Here is a 19,139-nt window from a genome sequence, read left to right as displayed (position 1 = left end):
TGTATAAGAATAGGGAAAAAAGGATATAAATAAAAATATATTTTGAATTAGTTGACAATTTATCGCCTGATGGCATAAAATAGCTTTTAACAAAGTATACAAATCTGAAGACGAGAAAGAGTAAAATAGTGTACTGTTCCCCAGAGAGCCGGTATGTTGCTGAAAGCCGGTGTGCAGACGTTATTTGAAAATCATCTCCGAGGAGCTGAGGCTGAAAGTTAGTAAGCCCGGACGGATGTCTACCGTTACAAAGAACACGTATGATAGTACGTTGCTAAGTGCTATTAGCGAAGAGCTAATAGAATTAGGGTGGTATCGCGGTTAAACCCGTCCCTACTTCATAGGGACGGGTTTTTTGTGTGCTTTAAAATATTCAAAGGAGTGATTGTAGATGAAGAAAGTAGATGTAAAAGAGTCAGCTGTAGGGAGAGAAACACGTATTCGTAAACAGTGGAACGAGCAAAGCATTTTCGAGCAATCAATTCAGAATCGAGAAGGCGCACAATCTTTTGTGTTTTATGAAGGACCACCAACGGCGAACGGACTACCGCATGTAGGTCATGCACTTGGACGAACAATTAAAGATGTAGTAGCAAGATATAAAACGATGGTTGGCTATAAAGTATTAAGAAAAGCGGGCTGGGATACACACGGTTTACCTGTAGAATTGGGTGTTGAAAAACAACTCGGTATTTCGGGTAAAAATGAAATCGAAGAATATGGCATTGAGCCATTTATTAAGAAGTGTAAAGAGAGTGTATTCACATATGAGAAGCAGTGGCGTGAATTCACTGAAAGCATCGGTTATTGGGTAGATATGGATGATCCATACGTTACGTTAAAGAATCCATATATCGAAAGTGTATGGCATATTTTAGGGACGATTCATGAAAAAGGATTATTGTATAAAGGGCATAGAGTTTCACCATACTGCCCAAGCTGTCAAACTTCACTAAGTTCACATGAGGTTGCCCAAGGATATAAAACAGTAAAAGATTTAAGTGCAACAGTTAAATTTAAAGTGAAAGATAGTGAAAATGAATATTTCCTAGGTTGGACGACAACACCTTGGACACTTCCAGCAAATGTTGCACTCGCTGTACATCCAAATATGGAATACGTTAAAGCGAAACAAGAGGGTAATGTATACATTGTTGCGAAAGAACGTGTACAAGATGTATTAAAAGAAAACTATGAAGTACTATCTGTTCATAAAGGAGAAGAATTATTAAATACTTCTTATACAGCGCCGTTTCCGATGAAAGAAGTTACAAATGGTTACCACGTTATCGGAGCAGATTTTGTAACGGCAGATAGTGGTACAGGACTCGTTCATATCGCTCCAGCATATGGGGAAGACGATTATAGAGTCGTTCAAAGTGAAGGATTGTCATTCTTACATGTTGTAGATGAGAAAGGTGAGTATACAGAAGCAGTACCATTTTTGAAAGGTAAATTTGTAAAAGATTGTGACGTAGATATCGTTCGTTATTTAGCGAAGGAAGGTTTACTATACCATAAAGAAAAGTATGAACATAGCTACCCACATTGTTGGCGCTGTGATTCACCGCTTCTTTATTATGCAGGAGAGAGTTGGTTAATCCGAACGACTGCAATTAAGGAAACATTTTTACAAAATAACGATACTGTTACTTGGTATCCAGATCATATGAAACATGGACGATTTGGGAAGTTTTTAGAAAATATGGTGGACTGGAATATTAGTCGAAATAGATATTGGGGAACACCACTAAACATATGGGAATGTGAAAGATGCGATCATCAATTCGCACCGAAAAGCATTGCTGATTTAAGAAAGCAAAGTACGAAAGAAACACCTGAAGATTTAGAATTGCATAAGCCGTATGTAGATGAAGTGCAAGTTTGCTGCGAAAAATGCGGAAGTACAATGAATCGTACACCAGAAGTAATTGATGTTTGGTTTGATAGTGGTTCGATGCCATTTGCTCAATATCATTATCCGTTTGAAAATAAAGAGTTATTTGAAGAACAGTTTCCAGCAGATGTAATTGCAGAAGGAATTGATCAAACACGCGGCTGGTTTTATAGTTTATTAGCTGTATCAGCACTATATACTGGAAAAGTACCGTATAAACGAGTGTTATCACTAGGGCATGTTCTAGACGAGGAAGGACAGAAAATGTCTAAAAGTAAAGGGAATGCACTAGATCCAGTTGATTTAGTAGAGAAGTTTGGTGCAGATGCTTTAAGATGGGCTTTACTCGTTGACAGTGCTCCGTGGAATGCGAAGCGTTTTTCTGAAAGAACAGTATTAGAAGCAAAATCTAAATTTGTAGATACATTAGTCAATGTGTATAGCTTCTACGTTTTATATGCAAATTTAGATGAGTATAATCCGAACGAAACGTATGACGTAAAGCGGACGAAATTGGATGAATGGGTATTATCAAGATTGCATAGCACAACGAAAAAAGTGAGAACTGCACTTGATGATTATCAATTTACGAATGCAGCTCGTGAAATTGCGGCGCTTGTAGATGAAGTAAGTAACTGGTACGTAAGACGATCACGTAATCGTTTCTGGGAATCTGGTATGAATGCTGAAAAAGCAGCTGCATATGAGACACTTCATGAAGTGCTTGTAACAATTAGTAAACTAATTGCACCATTTACACCGTTTGTCGCTGAAGATATTCATTTGAATTTAACTGGAAGTAGCGTTCATTTAGAGGATTATCCAGTTGTAAATGAAACATTACTTCAGCCGAAATTAGAAGCGGAAATGGATGCTGTTTTACAAGTTGTTGAACTTGGAAGAAGTAACCGTAATCAGCATTCTTTAAAAGTAAAACAACCGTTAGCAGAACTTGTATTACTAGCACATAATGAAAATGATATGGATTGGGAATCTTATCGTGATATCGTTATGGATGAGTTAAATGTGAAGGCGTTCCATGTTGAACTAGATGAAACGAAGTATACATCCTATCAATTAAAGCTGAATTTTAAAACGGCGGGACCGAAGTTCGGTAAGAATGTAAATGCAGTAAATGGTTGGCTAAAGCAATTATCACAAGACGAGGTACAAAACTTTGTATCTACAGAAAGAGCAGTTTACGAAGCTGCATCAGGAGAAGAAGTAGTTGTAACGACTGAAGATGTATTAGTAGAGAAAGTTGCAAAATCTGGATTCTCTAATACAACTAACGGACAATATACAGTTATGTTAGATACAAATGTAACGGAAGAATTGTTACAAGAAGGAGTAGCGCGTGAATTTATTCGAGCAGTTCAAGAATATCGTAAACAGTTGAATTTACCAGTTAATTTAAGGGTAGATGTTATTCTGGATACAGAGGAAGAGTTGAAGCAAACATTAACGAATCATAAAGATCTGTTGGAAGAAAATTTACTCGTTAAGCAATTTTCATTTGGTAACTTAACGACTGAAGACGATGAACTATCTGTGGGTGAGACAAAAGTCCGTATTAAATTAAGTGCAGCTCAGTAAAGAAAAAAGGAAGTTGGAATGATTCCAACTTCCTTTTTGTATGATTAGAATTTATTTGTCCATACATTCGATAGGCTCACTAGCAAATATATTTCTACACAATTGTTTTCACGTTACACATAAATATTGAGAAAATTTCACTCATCCTAAATGGAAAGGTAATAGAATTGTTCGTAGAGAATTAAACGTAGATTCAATTTTTATCCATCCATTTTGTAAAGAATGATTGCCTAGTGGTAATGGGAAAAGGTTGAGCTACTTTATTAGGGGGAGTGGTTCTATGTTTAATAAAAAAATGGTGGCAATGGCAATGACAGTACCGTTAGTGATGGGGACGATTTCTACGGTTTCGGCATTGGAAAAACAACAACAAGTAAAGCTAGAAGCTTATTCGCCGCAGAAAAAAGCAACTGAATATTTAAAAGAAAATACTGCGCAGTATGGATTAAAAGCAGACCTTTCAGACTTACAGTATATTTCTACAACAGAAACGTCAGTAGCTTCATATGTTAGGTTCCAACAAGTTGTGAATGGTGCGCCTGTATTTTCTAAACAAATTACAGTTACTCTTAACGGAGAGGGAAAGGGAGTACTTGCTGTTTCTGATTATCAATCTGTTAAAGGTGTGAAGGAAGTAACGACAAAAATTAGTGAAAAAGATGCAATACAAAAATCAATGGCGTATGTTGGAGAAGCAAGTGAACAAAACTTATGGGCTCCTACAGAGAAAGAATTCGGGTATATTGTTGAAGAGGGAATTGCTCGTCCAGTATACAAAGTTGTAGTCCATTCTAATAATCCATTTGGTGCATGGGAAACATTTATTGATGCAGAAAATGGAAAGTTAATTAAAAAAGTTGATATAAACCGTAAAGCAGAAGGATCAGGAAAAGTATTTTTACCTAATCCAGTCGTATCTAGCGGTAGTAAAGTAGGTTTAAAAGATAATAATGATGCAGATTCAACAGCGCTAACGAATCAATTAAAGACTGTTACGTTAAAAGGTCTAGATGGGACAGGATTTTTAATTGGAGAGTATGTAACGATTTCTTCAAAAGCAAAAACGAAGTCTACGAATTTACAATTTAACTATACACGCGCAAATGATAGCTTTGAAGACGTTATGTCGTATTATCATATCGATACATTACAGCGTTACATTCAAGGGTTAGGTTTTAAAAATATTAATAATCGCTCTATTAAAGTGAATGTGAATGGAACGACGGCGGATAACTCATTTTATTCTCCGACAACGAAAGCTTTAACTTTTGGTACTGGCGGAGTAGATGATGCAGAAGATGCTGGTATTATCGCACATGAATATGGTCATTCGATTCAAGATAATCAAGTCCCTGGCTTCGGTAGTTCTGCAGAAGGTGGAGCGATGGGAGAAGGATTTGGCGACTTCTTAGGTGCTACGTATGAAGATGCAGTATCGACAACAGGGTACGGAAAAGCATGTGTTGGAGAATGGGATGCGACTGCTTATTCTAGTTCAGATCCAACGTGCTTACGCCGATTAGATAATAATAAAGTGTATCCGAAAGATATTACGAATGAAGTACATGATGATGGAGAAATTTGGGCTCAAGGACAATATGAGATGGCGCAAGCATTTGGTCGTGATGTTGCAACGAAAATTATTTTACAATCGCACTGGTCATTAACACCAAACTCTAAATTTAGTGATGGAGCAAAAGCGATTAAGCAAGCGGATGCTCTTTTATATGGCGGACAACATGCCACTGATATTGATCGTATTTGGGCAGCGAGAGGAATTAGTACGAATTAATATAAAAAGTCGTGGCATTTATAAGCCACGACTTTTTAATTTGCTTTAGAACTGGTACTAGTAAAGTAAGCTATATGAATGATAATGTGAATTTATTCGTATTTCATTTATTTTTTTTCGTCTTTAAAAACAAAATGCTCTTTAAATTTTCTAGATTCAACTTTTTGACCATTTCGCATCGATCGGAATGGGTGTTCTTGCCATGTAATAATAACATCAACCTCATCTGCTTTTGTAGCAACTGGAAAATTAGCATGTTCAAATCCAGTTTTTCCACTTGCTAAACGACTTTCCTTTAGGGAGAAGAGTTCATATTTCGTTTTTGTTTTTGGTTCGTTGCGGAATACTTCGACTTGTACGTTATATACTTCACTGTTTCCAACATTTTTTACTGAAAATTGATATGTTTGAAATTCGTCTTTTTTAGCTTGAAGCTTTTTTTTTGTTTACTTTTTTCGGTTCAGCAATATTCACTTGCCATTGATCAGAGTTTTGAGAGATAGGTAAAGATTTTGGTGAATAGGCGTACGTTTCATTCACTACAATTAGGCATAACAAAAGAAGAAAGAAACTAATCGCTTTTTTCATATAAACACCTCGCTATAAAATTTTTATTAATATGCGTAAATAAAACAGTAAATATGTAATTAAATGGAAAAAAGTGATACTTTGATTCAAATGAATTTGAAAAAACTTGAAGAAGTAGTAAATGGAGAAGGATTACAAGAATCGTTTCATCTTATAGAGATACATGGTGTCTGCATAGATTCTAAAAGCATGAAAGAAGGAAATTTATTTGTTCCAATCATTAGGATGAAAGATGGGCATGAGTATGTGAAAGAGGCAATGGATAATGGAGCTGTCGCTACCTTATGGAAAAAGTCTTACGGTACTCCGCCAAAAGGGATTCCAATTATATTTGTGGATGACACTTTGTTTGCATTGCAACAATTGGCACAATTTTATCGAAGAGAGCTAAATGTAAAAGTAATAGGAATTACAGGTAGTAATGGCAAGACTACGGTAAAAGATATAATAGGAGGCATTTTAAGTTCAACTTATAAAGTGCATAAAACAAAGGGTAATTTTAATAGTCAAATCGGTTTGCCGTTAACAATTTTAGAAATGAAACGAAATACTGAGTTCTTAATACTTGAAATGGGAATGAGTGAAAAAGGACAAATTCGAAATTTATCACGAATCGCACAGCCAGATGTAGCGATCATTACAATGACTGGACAGTCACACTTAGAAACGCTTGGATCAAGGGAAGAGATTGCGAGGGCTAAATTTGAAATTGTAGACGGATTAAATGATGATGGACTGTTCTTATATAATGGTGATGAGCCATTACTTTCTCAAAATATTAATATGCTAGGTATAGAAAGTAAGTCGTTTGGTGGAAAGTATACAAATGATTTGTTTCCAACGAACGTACAATTAGATGAATATGGCGTTCACTTTAAATTAAATCATTCAAAAATACAGTACGATGTTCCCTTACATGGAAAACATAATATTTTTAATACGATTGTTGGAATCGCTGTAGGTCAATTTTACAAAGTCCCAATAGAAAAAATACAAGAAGCATTGCAGCAAATAAATATTACACAAATGCGCTTTCAGTTTTTAATTGCTAAAACAGGTTTTACAATTATTAACGATGCATGGAATGCCAGTCCGTCCTCCATGAAGGCAGCAATTGAAACGTTGCAGAAATTAAATGCCTATAAGAAAAAAATTATAGTGATTGGGGATATGTTGGAGTTAGGCAAGAAAGCGGAAACATATCATAGAGAAATTGGTAAAATGTTAAATGAAGAGAGCATTCAATATGTATTTACGTATGGAGAGTTAGCTGAAATTGTAGCGGAAGAAGCAAGAAAGAACTATCATACAGGAAAAGTGCATTCATTTGATAATAAAGCCGAGATAGCAGAGGAAGTATTGAAAGTTATAACGAAAAAGGATGTTGTTTTATTGAAAGGTTCACGTGGAATGGCTTTAGAGGAGATTGTACAAAACTGGATGTGAAAAATCAAAATATATTTAAAAGTGCTTGCATTTTATAGGGTAAAGAGATAGAATACTCTGTAAATATAAAAAGTGATGATCAGGAAAAGTACATGATGCAAAGGTCTACAGAGAGCAATCGGTTGCTGGAAAGATTGCGATACCGCATGATGGAAAGACACCTGTGAGTGTTGCTTTGAACGTGATAATTAGTAAAAGCAAACGGTACCTACCGTTATCAGGACTAAGATGGTCATTATGACAATTTGGGTGGTACCGCGGAAAAATCCGTCCCTATTTATTAGGGGCGGATTTTTGTATTCTTTGAAAGGGGGTGAGTGACCGTGGATGACGACGATGACAACAATAACGTAAATAAATATAAAATTACTGGAGGGAAATATAATGGATCAAATCATGAAACGTTCACTCACAAAAGAATGTACGGAGCAAAGCGGAAAGGTTGTATCACTTCAAGGATGGGTAAAAAAGATTCGTCATCTAGGTAATGTTAGTTTTTTATTATTACGGGACAGAACGGGAGTAATTCAATGTGTATTAGAAAACGAGTTAGCTGGATTCAAAGTCGATGTAGAAAGTGTTGTCCACGTAATTGGTGAAATAGTTGAGACGTCAAAAACAGAATTAGGCGTAGAAGTACTTGCTCACGAAGTGAAAATATTAAATGGTGCAGAACCACTTCCGTTTGAAATAAATAAAAAGAAGTTACAAGTTGGTTTAGATCAACTACTTAATGAGAGAGTATTATCATTAAGACATGAGCAAACCGCGGCGATATTTAAAGTGAAATCTGCACTCGTTCAGAGCTTTAGTGAATTCCTTATAGAGAACGATTTCACACGTATATTTACTCCGAAAATTGTTTCCCAAGGGGCAGAAGGAGGAGCGAATGTTTTTAAGCTTCCATACTTCCAAAAAGAAGCTTATTTAGCACAATCACCACAGTTTTATAAACAAATGATGGTAGCTGGGGGACTCGAACGTGTTTTTGAAATTGCACCTGTTTATAGGGCGGAACATCACAATTCTTCCCGTCATTTAAATGAATATATATCGTTAGACGTAGAGCTGGGCTTTATTCATGATTTTCATGAAGTGATGCAATTAGAAACAGATGTTTTACGATATATGTTTCAACAAGTAGCAAAAAACTGTGAAAAAGAACTACAACTATTACAAATAGAAGTACCTGTCATTACTGAAATACCGAAAATTACATTGTTAGAAGCACAAGAAATCTTGAAAAGTAAGTATCGTAAAGAATCTCCTATAGGGGATTTAGATACAGAAGGTGAAAAGTTACTAGGGAAATATGTGAAGGAAACATATAAGAGTGAATTTGTTTTTATTACACATTATCCGAAAGAAGCGAGACCGATGTATACGATGCCAAACAACGAGAATCCGGCTATTACTGATTCGTTCGACCTACTATATAAAGGATTAGAAATAACATCAGGAGCACAACGAATTCATAATTATGAAATGTTACTTGCTTCTTTTAAAGAAAAAGGATTACATCCCGATAAATTTCAATCTTATTTAAATACATTCCGATATGGTTGTCCCCCGCATGGTGGTTTTGGAGTTGGATTAGAGAGAGTTGTATATAAACTTTTAGAGTTATCGAATGTGAGAGAAGCGAGTGCTTTTCCGAGAGATTGTACGCGTCTTATACCATAATATTAAACCCCTTCTATAATATAGAAGGGGTTTATGCATTTCGACATATATTAAAATACATAATCGTTTTTTTTGTGTGAAAATATGTTAATTATATTAAGAACATTTTATAATGAATTGAGAAAAAGAAAATTCATAAGTTATAATGAAATATGAATATAAAAAAAGTTCATATAATAATGTATGGAAGGGTATGAAACATGTTATATCAAACTCAAGCAACACAACAAACACCAGCTTATATAATTTATCTTCTGGATGTAAGCGCATCAATGAACCAAATGATGGATGCAGGCGGAGAAGAAAAAAGAAGAATTGATATTGTAACGGATGCTCTTTCTTTAGCGATTCGCCAAATGGTATTTCGTTCAACAAAAGGTAGTCGCTTGCTTCCAAGATATAAGTTATCTATTTTAGCCTATAGCGATCATGTTTTTGATTTATTGGGTGGTGTGAAAACAATAGACGAGGTAGCAAGACTTCGCCCACTAGAAAAAATCCAAACGCATCGTTTAACTGATACAGCAAAAGCTTTCTCTGTAGTGGAGAAGTTATTGCAAAAGGAATTATCAAATTTACAAGATGGACCAGCTCCTGTTGTTTGTCATATGACAGATGGGGCTTCAACTGGTGAAGATCCAGAATTAATTGTACGAAGAATTATGAATATGTCTGTACCTGATGGAAATGTACTAATTGAAAATATTTTTATTTCAGATGAAATTATGCAAGAACAAATTTCTAATATAAAGAAGTGGGAAGGGATTATGCCAAATACAGAGATTACAGATGAATATGGTGCAAAGTTGCAAAGACTTTCATCACCTATCCCTCAAAGCTATCGTGAGATGATGACGGAACATGGGTTTCATATTGCAGATGGTGCTGTGATGATGTTTCCTGGGACAAATGCGGACTTAGTATCACTTGGATTTCAAATGTCTGCTGCAACGCCGGTTCGATAGGAGGGGGACGTATGGTGAAATATATCCTATCGCAAAAGAAAGAAACGGTATTGCAAGAAAAGAAAATGAAACATTTTACTTATCGATATAGTTATGTAAGAGCAAAAGAGACGCAGGATTTAAATGAGAGTGGACAGGACTTCCTAGCATTTCAAGATAATGGAACTAGTTTCATATTTGCGTTATGTGATGGTGTAGGTCTGTCTTTTCATGGTGAAATTGCTGCAAAATTTCTTGGTATGAAGTTATTAAACTTGTTTGAGACGTATCAAGAAATTGGACGGGATATTGCTGCATTATTAAATGATCAGTTGAAAAATTGGATAGAAGAAGCTTCAGAGGAAGTGAGTGCATTTCGATTGCCAGAACAAACACCGTGGTTACTTCGCGATGTCTTGGAGGAAAAGCGAAAACAAGGTAGTGAAGCGATGTTTATTGGCGGGAAAATAGAACTTATTCCAAATCAAGATAAAGTACAAATAACGATAGTTACACATGGCGATTCATTTGTACAATTGTTTCAAGATAAAGAGAATTGTTCGAATGTAATGAAGTTTGAGAGAAATATAGAGAAAAGATGGTCTACACAGCGAGGCATTATTGGAGGGGAATTGGCGGTTTTTTCAAAGACATTATCTAGACCAGAAGCGAATCGGATAGTTATTCACTCAGACGGACTTGCACCACTTAAGCAGTATAATTTTGAGGAAGTGTTAAAAGAAATCGAGAGGGCACAGAACTCTCCGACAAGTGATGATATTTCATTTTTAGATGTTTCTTGGTAACAAACACGATGGAAAAAAGGTGAATTAACGTGGAAGAGATTATTGTGACGTACATAAAACAATCAAATGAAGAAATTGATATTGCAATTCCAAATGACGTAAAAGCGGTACAAATTATTGAAGCAATTTTACATCATGAAAAAATAGATGAAGCATTGAGCGGTATCTATGAAATTAGAGTGGCAAAAGATAAAGAAGAATGGCATTCTATTCGAAATGATGAAACTTTGCGCGATAATGATGTGTGGGATGGACAATATGTAATGCTATATAAAAAAGGATCGATTATCCCTTCTTTTGAAATGCTACCGGCAGAAGAAGTTTATAATGAACCTGTTAAACAAGATATATCTACTAGTGAAGAAGATTATGTATGGAAAATCATTGAGTAATAGTTTTTGAATGGGGAAGGAGAAATGTTTTGTGCAAAAATCACCGTATTTTCAACGCTCTCCGCGTGTGAAAGTAGATATACCAACAGGGGATGTTATTATTCATGATCCGCCGAATATACCGGAGGAGCCGAAGTTTTCAATTGAAACAATGTTACTGCCAGCAATGATGACGGTTTTAACATTGGTATTATATTTTGTAATGATGAAATTTATGAAGATGAATTCAAGTTATATGCCATTAATGATGGTTTCAAGTATTCCAATGTTGGGATCATATGTAATTACAACAATGGGGCATTTCCGTAAAAAGAAAGAACATCGTCAAATGGTTGAACAATTACAAACAAGATACTTAGAGCAAATTCAAAAGCATCGAGTGGAATTAGATACGTTAAAGGTTGAACAAGCAAAATATTTAATTACACAAAATCCAAGCCCATTAAAAAGTGTACAAAGAATTGAAAATCGGGAAAGTAATTTATGGGAGCGTACACCTGAAAGTCCAGACTTTTTAGATATTCGTATTGGTACAGGAGAAAGACCATTCCTTGTAGAATTGAAGGTACCTGAGCAGAAAGGTTATGAAGAAAATCCATTAGTTACAGAAGCGCAAAATGTGAAAAGGGATTTCAATACGATACCAAATGGACACATTTCAATTTCTTTGAAAAAAAACGACGTAATTGGTGTAGTCGGAAATAAAGAAGATAGACTAAACTTTATTCGAATTGTAACGACACAAATTATGACGCATCATGCACCGAATGAAGTGAAAATAGCAGCCTTTTATCATGAGAAAGAGAAAAAACAATGGGATTGGATGAGGTGGCTTCCTCATGTATGGGATGAACAGAGAAGTATGCGTTTTTTATCTGAAAATCAACAAGATGCACAGAAACTAGCTGAAGTACTATTTACCCCACTTAATATGCGTAGAATCTATAATTCTTCTGCGCAAGCGGATGCAAAAGTTCCTTTAATTCCAATGTACGTCTTTTTCTTATCAGCGAGAGAATTTTTAGAGGATGACCCTTTAATTCCAATGTTACTTAGAGAAGGTGAAAGTGTAGGAGCTTCTACATTTATTTTTGCGGAACAAAAGGAACGCTTACCGATGGAATGTGATCTTGTAATAAGCTTAAATGGAGAAAATGGTGAGTTAGTAGAAACGTTTTCAAGTTCAGCTGAAAATAGTGGGACAACGCGTGCTAGTTTTAAAGTAGATCGACTTTCATTCGAGCGATGTGAACTAGGAGCGCGAAGCATTGCTCCAATTCGAATGAAAAGTTCTACAGCAGCCAACATTCCGAAAGTATTAACATTTTTAGACTTGTTTCAAGCTAAAAACATGGAAGAGTTACAAGTGCTAGATAGATGGAAAGAAAATCGATATCCGACTTCATTACCGGTTCCAATTGGTGTGAGAGAAGGAAGTAAACCTGTTTTTCTAAATATTCACGATAAAATAGAGAAAAAAGGGCATGGTCCACACGGTCTAATGGCTGGTACAACAGGATCAGGAAAAAGTGAAGTGATTCAGTCTATAATAGCAGCGTTAGCAGCAACCTATCACCCTCATGAGATGGCATTTATGCTTATCGATTATAAAGGTGGTGGAATGTCAAACACATTTACTGGATTACCACATATTATTGCATCTATTACGAACTTAGAGGATCCAAACTTAATTGAGCGTGCCAGAATATCATTAAAGGCAGAATTAGAGCGGAGACAAAAATTATTCATTCAGGCTGGAAATGTCCAGCATCTAGATGAATATTATGAAACAAGCTGGCGTGAAAAAGAACCTTTACCACATTTATTTATTGTTATTGATGAGTTTGCTCAAATGAAAAAGGAACAACCTGAATTTATGGACGAGCTAATTAGTGTCGCTGCCATAGGAAGAACTTTAGGGGTTCACTTATTATTAGCAACTCAAAAACCTTCAGGGGTTGTAAATGACAAGATTTGGAGTAACTCGCGTTTTCGAATTTGTTTACGTGTACAAGATGACGCGGATAGTCGTGAAATGTTAAAGATTCCAGATGCATCTAAAATCAATGTACCAGGACGAGGGTATCTCCAAGTTGGTAGCAATGAAGTATTGGAATTATTCCAATCTGCATGGAGCGGAGCACCTTATAATCCGGATGAAGAGAAAGTTCTTGATATTGTTGACTTTACAGAAGTTAAGCTTTCCGGTGAAAGAATAAAAGTGAAAAAGCGTCCAAAACCAATGACAAATAGTCCAAAGCAATTACAGGCTTTTATTCAATATGTACAGAGCGTATCAGAAAAACAAAATATTAAAGCATTACCAGGACCATGGCTGGATCCATTACCAGAAAAATTATTGTTAAAAGAATTTTATGCTATGGAAAATTGGACAATTGCTGATTGGAATAAACCGAAAGAATATTTACAAGTAACAGTAGGATTAATTGATGATGTTGCAAATCAAGCACAATTTCCTCTGAAGTTAGATTTACAAGAAGGGCATTTAAATATTTATGGTATGCCAGGTACAGGGAAAACGACGATGTTGCAAACAATTATTATGTCCTTAGCTGTATCTCACACACCAGAAGAAGTGAATTTCTATGTTATTGATTTTGGCCGTATGTTCTTAGATTTTAGAGATTTACCTCATATAGGCGGAGTTGTACAAGAGGATGAAAATGAAAAAATGAAACGTCTATTCGGATTTTTAAAGAAAGAAATCACGCATAGAAAAGAGAGTTTTTCTAATATCGGTGCAAAGTCATTCTCTATGTATAATCGAATGGTTGGAAAGAAAATTCCTGCTATCGTTGTAATGGTAGATGGTTATATAAGATTTAAAAATGAATTTGAAAAAGAGAATGAAGTATTAGAAATGTTATTACGCGAATCAAGCACATATGGCGTGTACTTCTATTTCTCACTTAATCAAACAATTGATATGTTTGATCGTGTTCGTAATAATATACCGATGGCAATTACATTTGAATTGCAAGATAGAGCTGAATATCCTAGTTTAGTTGGTAGACCGAATTTCCCGTTAATTGAAGTTCCTACTGGCCGTGGGTTAATGAAAGGACAACCACCTGAATTGTTCCAAGCAGCACTGCCTTTTATAGGTGAAAGTGAACTTGAGTACTCTCAACAATTAAAAACGATTATCCAAAAAATGAGCAGTGAATGGGATGGTGAAAAAGCAAAAGAGATTCCAATGGTCCCTAAAGAAATATTTGTAGAGCATATGGTTGGAAAATTAGAACCAGCTCAAATTTCAGCAGGTATAGAGACAGAGGACATTCGTTTACAAAGTTTTTCTTTAGATGAAATGAGTCATATATTTGTTGGGGGAAGAATAGAAGGTGGAAAAACGTCGTTATTACAAACGCTTCTGTTCACTACTACATACCAATACTCTCCAGAAAAGGTTGAGCTATACTTAGTAGACCTTGGTGAAAGACCTACAGGCATATTAGCACTTGGAGATTTACCACATGTGGAGAAGAAAGTTACAGATGCTATGCAATTAAAACAAATGTTAGATGAATTGTTAGAGCTAATAAATAATAGAGAAGCAGTAATACCTTCTATAGATCCAAACGTAACAGTGGAGTTTCCATATAAGAAAATAATCGTTGCGATTGATGATATTGATCAAATGTTAACTATACTAGCTAGCGACTATGAGGCGAAAAATAAAATGGAACTAATAGTTCAAAACTGTAAAAATAAAGGGGTTCATTTTTTAACGGCTGCTACAACATCTAGTGTAAATAGCTTTTCACATGAAAAATGGTTTGCGGAAATTAGGAAGAGAAGTATTAGTTATTTATTAGGAACGACCCATAATAACGATGTGTATTTCTTTAATATGAAACTTCCACATGCTGAAATCGATCAAGAATTATTAAGTGGGGATGGATATTGCGTACGTAGAAAGCCAATCAAAATCAAATGTGCATATACACCATTACATTTACTTCGCACGATGACAGATAAAATTATTGTGAAATGGTCTGAAAATAGAGTTAAATAATATTAAAATAGGGTTAAATTACAAGAAAATAGAATTTTTTTGTAATTTAACCCTTTTAAAATTGTATGAATATAGTTTATAATCTAATTGTTGTATCATTTATGATTTGAAAGGGGAAATTAATACAATGACAGAAATTAAAATTAGACCAGAAGACCTTGAAAGAATTTCTAATAACTTTAATAACGCAGCTGCGGAAGCACAAAGTCAAGTTAATAGACTTGAAGGTGATATTAAAAGCTTAGATGGTCAATGGGCTGGGTCAACACAAGCGAAATTCAGAGGGGAATTTGAAAATTCTAAACAAAAAATGCAACAATACATTCCAATTTTAGAAGGAATTTCGAGAGACCTAAAACGTATTGCTGAGAAATTCCGTAGTACAGATAACACATACTAAGAATAGAACAATTGCAAAAGACCAGGAGCTATTGTTCCTGGTCTTTTTTGGGAAAATTGTTATACGAGAGTAAGGGGATAAAATGGGATTCCGACCAGAAGTAGGAGAAAAAATTAGTCTTAATAAAGATGTTTATCGTTTTGAGAAACACCCAGCTGTAATTGGTATTGAAATGCCCTATGGTCAAGAGGGAAGGCAAGGAACAGTTTATCAATTACAACAGGAAAATGGTGTGGAACGAATTGCATTAAAAGTTTTTAAGGAACGCTATCGTGAGGAAAAACATCAACTAGCATTTCTGAAACCACTTTCTTCCTTAGCGGGTCTTAAAGTATGTTCACGTTATATCGTTACTAAAGAAGAACATACATCTGCTATCGAAAAATCAGAAGATCTTGCTAATAGTATTGTAATGCCTTGGATTGAAGGTCCAACTTGGGCGGATATTTTACAAGAACAACGAATGTTATCAAAAGAACAATGTTTCTTTATTGCAGAAGCATTTCTTACAACACTTAAAATGATGGAAGAAAATGAAGTTGCTCATAATGATTTATCGTCTAGCAACGTACTCATACCTTTCTTAAGTGAAAGTCCAATTGAAGGCCAACACTATATCGAACTTGTTGACGTTGAGCAAATGTATGGTCCAAAAACGAAAAGACCTTTGTTATTGCCAGCAGGTTCAGCGGGCTACGCACCAATGTATTTAAAAAGTGGAGTATGGCAAAAAGAAGCCGATCGATTTGCAGGCGCCATTTTATTAGGAGAAATATTAAGTTGGTGTAGTGAAGAAGTTCGAAATAAAAAGTGGACGGATGCAAGTTACTTTAAAACGGAAGAAATGCAGACAGAATGTGAAAGATATACGTTACTTCAGCAAGTATTACATAATCAATGGAATGGAGAAATTGCAAAATTATTTAAGCAGGCATGGAGTAGTAACTCTTTCGCAGAATGCCCAAGCTTTGCACAGTGGTACGATGTATTCAATAGCGCGAGAGAAAGAATAAAAATTGATGCGGAAAGGCAGTCAGCAGAAGAACACTCTCTTTTTGTATCAAAATGTTTGGAAATTGCAAGATTATTAGAAGAGAGAGGATTTAAACAAGCGGCATTATATGAGTATAAAATAATTTTCAATTCACTCAATCCATCAACAGCTCTACAAAAAGAACTCGCATATATCATTCAAACTATGGAGAGTCAAGAGCCTGAAATAAATAATAAAATGGTACTACAACATTATTTGGAATTAGCTACTGAATTGGAACGAGAAAACAATGCAGTATTTGCTTGTTTCGTCTATTCACGAATCGTACAATTTCCAAACATTGATCAGGCGTTAAAACAGGAAATTGAAAGCATTATTGAAGAGATAAAAGAAGAGCAAGGAACACAGTCGCAGCAAGAAGTAGCAGCTACAATTACAGTTCCAACTAGTATTCTACAGAGCCGGAAACAAACGAAAAAACAAGTGGAATATGATATAGATGATGAAATTTTAAATGCAAAAGCATCAAATCAACCACTTACAGTAGCGCATGAACAAAGTGAACCGTCGGCTTTTTCTACATGGTGGAAAAAGAATAAAAAGCGAATTTTGATTATTGGCTCAACCGTAGTAGTTGTAATAGGTGGTTCAACGTTATTTTATTTCTACACAACAAACGCTAAATATCAAAAGTTTATGGAACAAGCAAGACAAGCTTATGATGATAAAAAATATACAAAAGCAGAAGAAGCTGTTGGGTATGCAATTGCTGTGAAGGGTAAAGACGAGGCTTATCTCCAATTAGCAACGATTTACGTTGCTGAAGGAAAAAATAAAATTGCAATCGATTATATTACAAAACTAATAAAAGATAGAGAAATAGATAAAGAAAATAATGAAGCTGCTTATCTATTAGCTTCAGCAAATTTCCGCATTGGAAAATATCAAGAAGCAGTGCAAAATTTTGAACAAGCGTTAGCGAATAATGCAAAAGGAATTGAACCATACAAAAAAGATGCGATGCGGGATTTAGCTGTAAGTCATATGAAAATGAAAGAATTTGAAAAGGCAGAAGATGTTATTGTCAAAATGAGTACGAAAACAAATGAAGATAAGGCAATTGTTTCGTATTTAAAAGGTCAATTATCAACGGCAACTGTACAGTTAGACAAAGCAGAATCTTTCTTTAAAGAAGCTATTATGCAAGATTCAAAGAATCCGATATATACAATTGAACTTTCAAATTTATATGTGCTTTGGAATAAAACAAACTTAATTGATAGCGCGAAGAAAGAAATGAATTATCAACAAGCATCTCACATTTTACAAGTAGCGATTCAAAAAGATATGAAAAATATTGAGTTGTTAAATCAACTAGGAATTGTGTATTACGAAGCGGGCCAATTTTATGAAACACGAGATGGTGCAAAGAGTACTGCTGCATATCAGCAAGCGTTAGAAGCTTACAATAGAGTTGTCAGTAGCGGAACACGCGACATAAATACGCTTGTAAATATTGGGATTTTATACGATAAAGTGGGACAAGGTAATGAAGCAGAGAAACTTTTCACAGAAGCATACTCACAAAACGATGAGAATCCACATGTGAATTTTGCATTCGGGATGTTTAAAATTAAACAGAAAAAATATGAGGAAGCAAGTCGCTTCTTAAGAAAAACAGTGCAAGCAAATGAAAATGAATCTGAAGTAAAAGCCGCGCAAGAAAAACTAACAGAAATGAAAACAAACGGTTGGATTCAATAAAGATAGGAAAAGGGGAAAAGGACATGGAGGAAAACAATAATAACTTAGGGAAAAAAGTCGCTATATCAGTAATGTCAGTCGCTTTACTTGGAACGTCAGGGTATCTTGTGTATGACAAAGGCTTTAAGACAGCAGGAAAAGAACCAGTAAAACTAGCAAGTAATACAGAAGAGAAAAAAGATGATCGTATTACAGGGGGCAATTTACAGTCTATGTTCCCAAATTTAGTCGCTGATCCTGCAAAAAAAGATGAAAAACCAGGTGAAAAACCAACTATTAATTTAGCAGACTTAATTGGAAATAATAAATCACCAATTACGCCAGTAACGTATAAACCAGATGAAGTATCGGTGGAAAAGAAAGATCCACAAATCAAATTATCAGATGCACCAACTCCACAAAAACTAGATTTACCAACTAATATGGTTGGACCTGTGGCAGAACCGACGGGGAATTTGCCTGAACTGGGAAAAGTGAATGATAATAAACAACAACTTAATGGACAAGAAGGAGATGGGAAAAAGCCAGATCCAAATCCAGAGCCAAACCCAAATCCAAATCCAGAGCCAAACCTAAATCCAAATCCGGGTCCAAATCCAGAGCCAAACCCAAATCCAAATCCGGGTCCAAAGCCAGATCCAAATCCAAATCCGAGTCCAAATCCAGAACCAAATCCGGGTCCAAAACCAGATCCAAAACCAGATCCAAAACCAGATCCAAAGCCAGATCCAGAACCAACACACCCAACAATTACAGTATCACCAAAAACGGGAGATATTTTAGTTGATTGGTACGCCG

General features: G+C 35.4%; 10 protein-coding genes, 2 pseudogenes and 2 other annotated features. Of the genes and pseudogenes, 11 read left to right on the top strand and 1 reads right to left on the bottom strand.

What is annotated here, in order from left to right:
• Positions 1–98: 98 nt before the first annotated feature.
• Positions 99–338, top strand: a binding site (T-box leader).
• A gap of 53 nt (positions 339–391) precedes the next feature.
• Positions 392–3,493 (top strand): isoleucine--tRNA ligase, encoded by a 3,102-nt coding sequence (gene ileS / locus DN390_RS14520; protein ID WP_147807660.1) that lies wholly within the window; start codon positions 392–394, stop codon positions 3,491–3,493.
• A 280-nt stretch (positions 3,494–3,773) separates the two neighbouring features.
• Positions 3,774–5,285, top strand: coding sequence for a M36 family metallopeptidase (locus DN390_RS14515; protein ID WP_147807659.1), 1,512 nt, complete (start codon positions 3,774–3,776; stop codon positions 5,283–5,285).
• A 107-nt stretch (positions 5,286–5,392) separates the two neighbouring features.
• Here DN390_RS14515 and DN390_RS14510 read toward each other — a convergent pair.
• Positions 5,393–5,873, bottom strand: a pseudogene (locus DN390_RS14510) (hypothetical protein).
• A 63-nt stretch (positions 5,874–5,936) separates the two neighbouring features.
• Here DN390_RS14510 and DN390_RS14505 point away from each other — a divergent pair.
• The 9 genes and pseudogenes from DN390_RS14505 to DN390_RS31160 form a co-directional block, all read left to right on the top strand.
• Complete coding sequence (locus DN390_RS14505; protein WP_147807658.1) at positions 5,937–7,319, top strand: UDP-N-acetylmuramoyl-tripeptide--D-alanyl-D-alanine ligase; 1,383 nt, start codon at positions 5,937–5,939, stop codon at positions 7,317–7,319.
• A gap of 66 nt (positions 7,320–7,385) precedes the next feature.
• Positions 7,386–7,597: a binding site (T-box leader), on the top strand.
• Positions 7,598–7,703: 106 nt separating this feature from the next.
• Entirely contained in the window at positions 7,704–9,002 is a 1,299-nt protein-coding gene (gene aspS / locus DN390_RS14500; protein ID WP_147807657.1) for an aspartate--tRNA(Asn) ligase, read from the top strand.
• 200 nt (positions 9,003–9,202) lie between these two features.
• Complete coding sequence (locus tag DN390_RS14495) at positions 9,203–9,967, top strand: vWA domain-containing protein (RefSeq protein WP_147807656.1); 765 nt, start codon at positions 9,203–9,205, stop codon at positions 9,965–9,967.
• Positions 9,968–9,978: 11 nt separating this feature from the next.
• Complete coding sequence (locus tag DN390_RS14490) at positions 9,979–10,752, top strand: hypothetical protein (RefSeq protein WP_147807655.1); 774 nt, start codon at positions 9,979–9,981, stop codon at positions 10,750–10,752.
• Positions 10,753–10,781: 29 nt separating this feature from the next.
• Positions 10,782–11,144: a ubiquitin family protein gene (locus tag DN390_RS14485; RefSeq protein WP_060630646.1), complete on the top strand. Its 363-nt coding sequence runs from the start codon at positions 10,782–10,784 to the stop codon at positions 11,142–11,144.
• Positions 11,145–11,175: 31 nt separating this feature from the next.
• Complete coding sequence (essC, locus tag DN390_RS14480; RefSeq protein WP_140969551.1) at positions 11,176–15,183, top strand: type VII secretion protein EssC; 4,008 nt, start codon at positions 11,176–11,178, stop codon at positions 15,181–15,183.
• A 127-nt stretch (positions 15,184–15,310) separates the two neighbouring features.
• Positions 15,311–15,583, top strand: a complete 273-nt coding sequence (locus tag DN390_RS14475; protein WP_000136048.1) for a WXG100 family type VII secretion target — start codon at positions 15,311–15,313, stop codon at positions 15,581–15,583.
• Between the two features lie 82 nt (positions 15,584–15,665).
• Positions 15,666–18,341 carry a tetratricopeptide repeat protein gene (locus DN390_RS14470; protein ID WP_140969552.1) on the top strand — a complete coding sequence of 892 codons (2,676 nt, stop codon included), beginning with the start codon at positions 15,666–15,668 and terminating at the stop codon, positions 18,339–18,341.
• Between the two features lie 23 nt (positions 18,342–18,364).
• Positions 18,365–19,139 (top strand): annotated as a pseudogene (locus tag DN390_RS31160) (hypothetical protein); the annotation flags it as partial.

This window comes from Bacillus sp. SH7-1, assembly GCF_008042405.1.
GTDB lineage: Bacteria > Bacillota > Bacilli > Bacillales > Bacillaceae_G > Bacillus_A > Bacillus_A thuringiensis_N.
Note: the sequence above shows the minus strand (reverse complement) of the source record. Positions and strands in the feature narration are given on the sequence as shown.

Coding starts and splice junctions, on each gene's coding strand:
- DN390_RS14490 (WP_147807655.1), top strand. CDS start 9,979: ATGGTGAAATATATCCTATCGCAAAAGAAAGAAACGGTATTGCAAGAA.
- ileS (WP_147807660.1), top strand. CDS start 392: ATGAAGAAAGTAGATGTAAAAGAGTCAGCTGTAGGGAGAGAAACACGT.
- aspS (WP_147807657.1), top strand. CDS start 7,704: ATGGATCAAATCATGAAACGTTCACTCACAAAAGAATGTACGGAGCAA.
- DN390_RS14475 (WP_000136048.1), top strand. CDS start 15,311: ATGACAGAAATTAAAATTAGACCAGAAGACCTTGAAAGAATTTCTAAT.
- DN390_RS14470 (WP_140969552.1), top strand. CDS start 15,666: ATGGGATTCCGACCAGAAGTAGGAGAAAAAATTAGTCTTAATAAAGAT.
- DN390_RS14505 (WP_147807658.1), top strand. CDS start 5,937: ATGGAAAAAAGTGATACTTTGATTCAAATGAATTTGAAAAAACTTGAA.
- DN390_RS14495 (WP_147807656.1), top strand. CDS start 9,203: ATGTTATATCAAACTCAAGCAACACAACAAACACCAGCTTATATAATT.
- DN390_RS14515 (WP_147807659.1), top strand. CDS start 3,774: ATGTTTAATAAAAAAATGGTGGCAATGGCAATGACAGTACCGTTAGTG.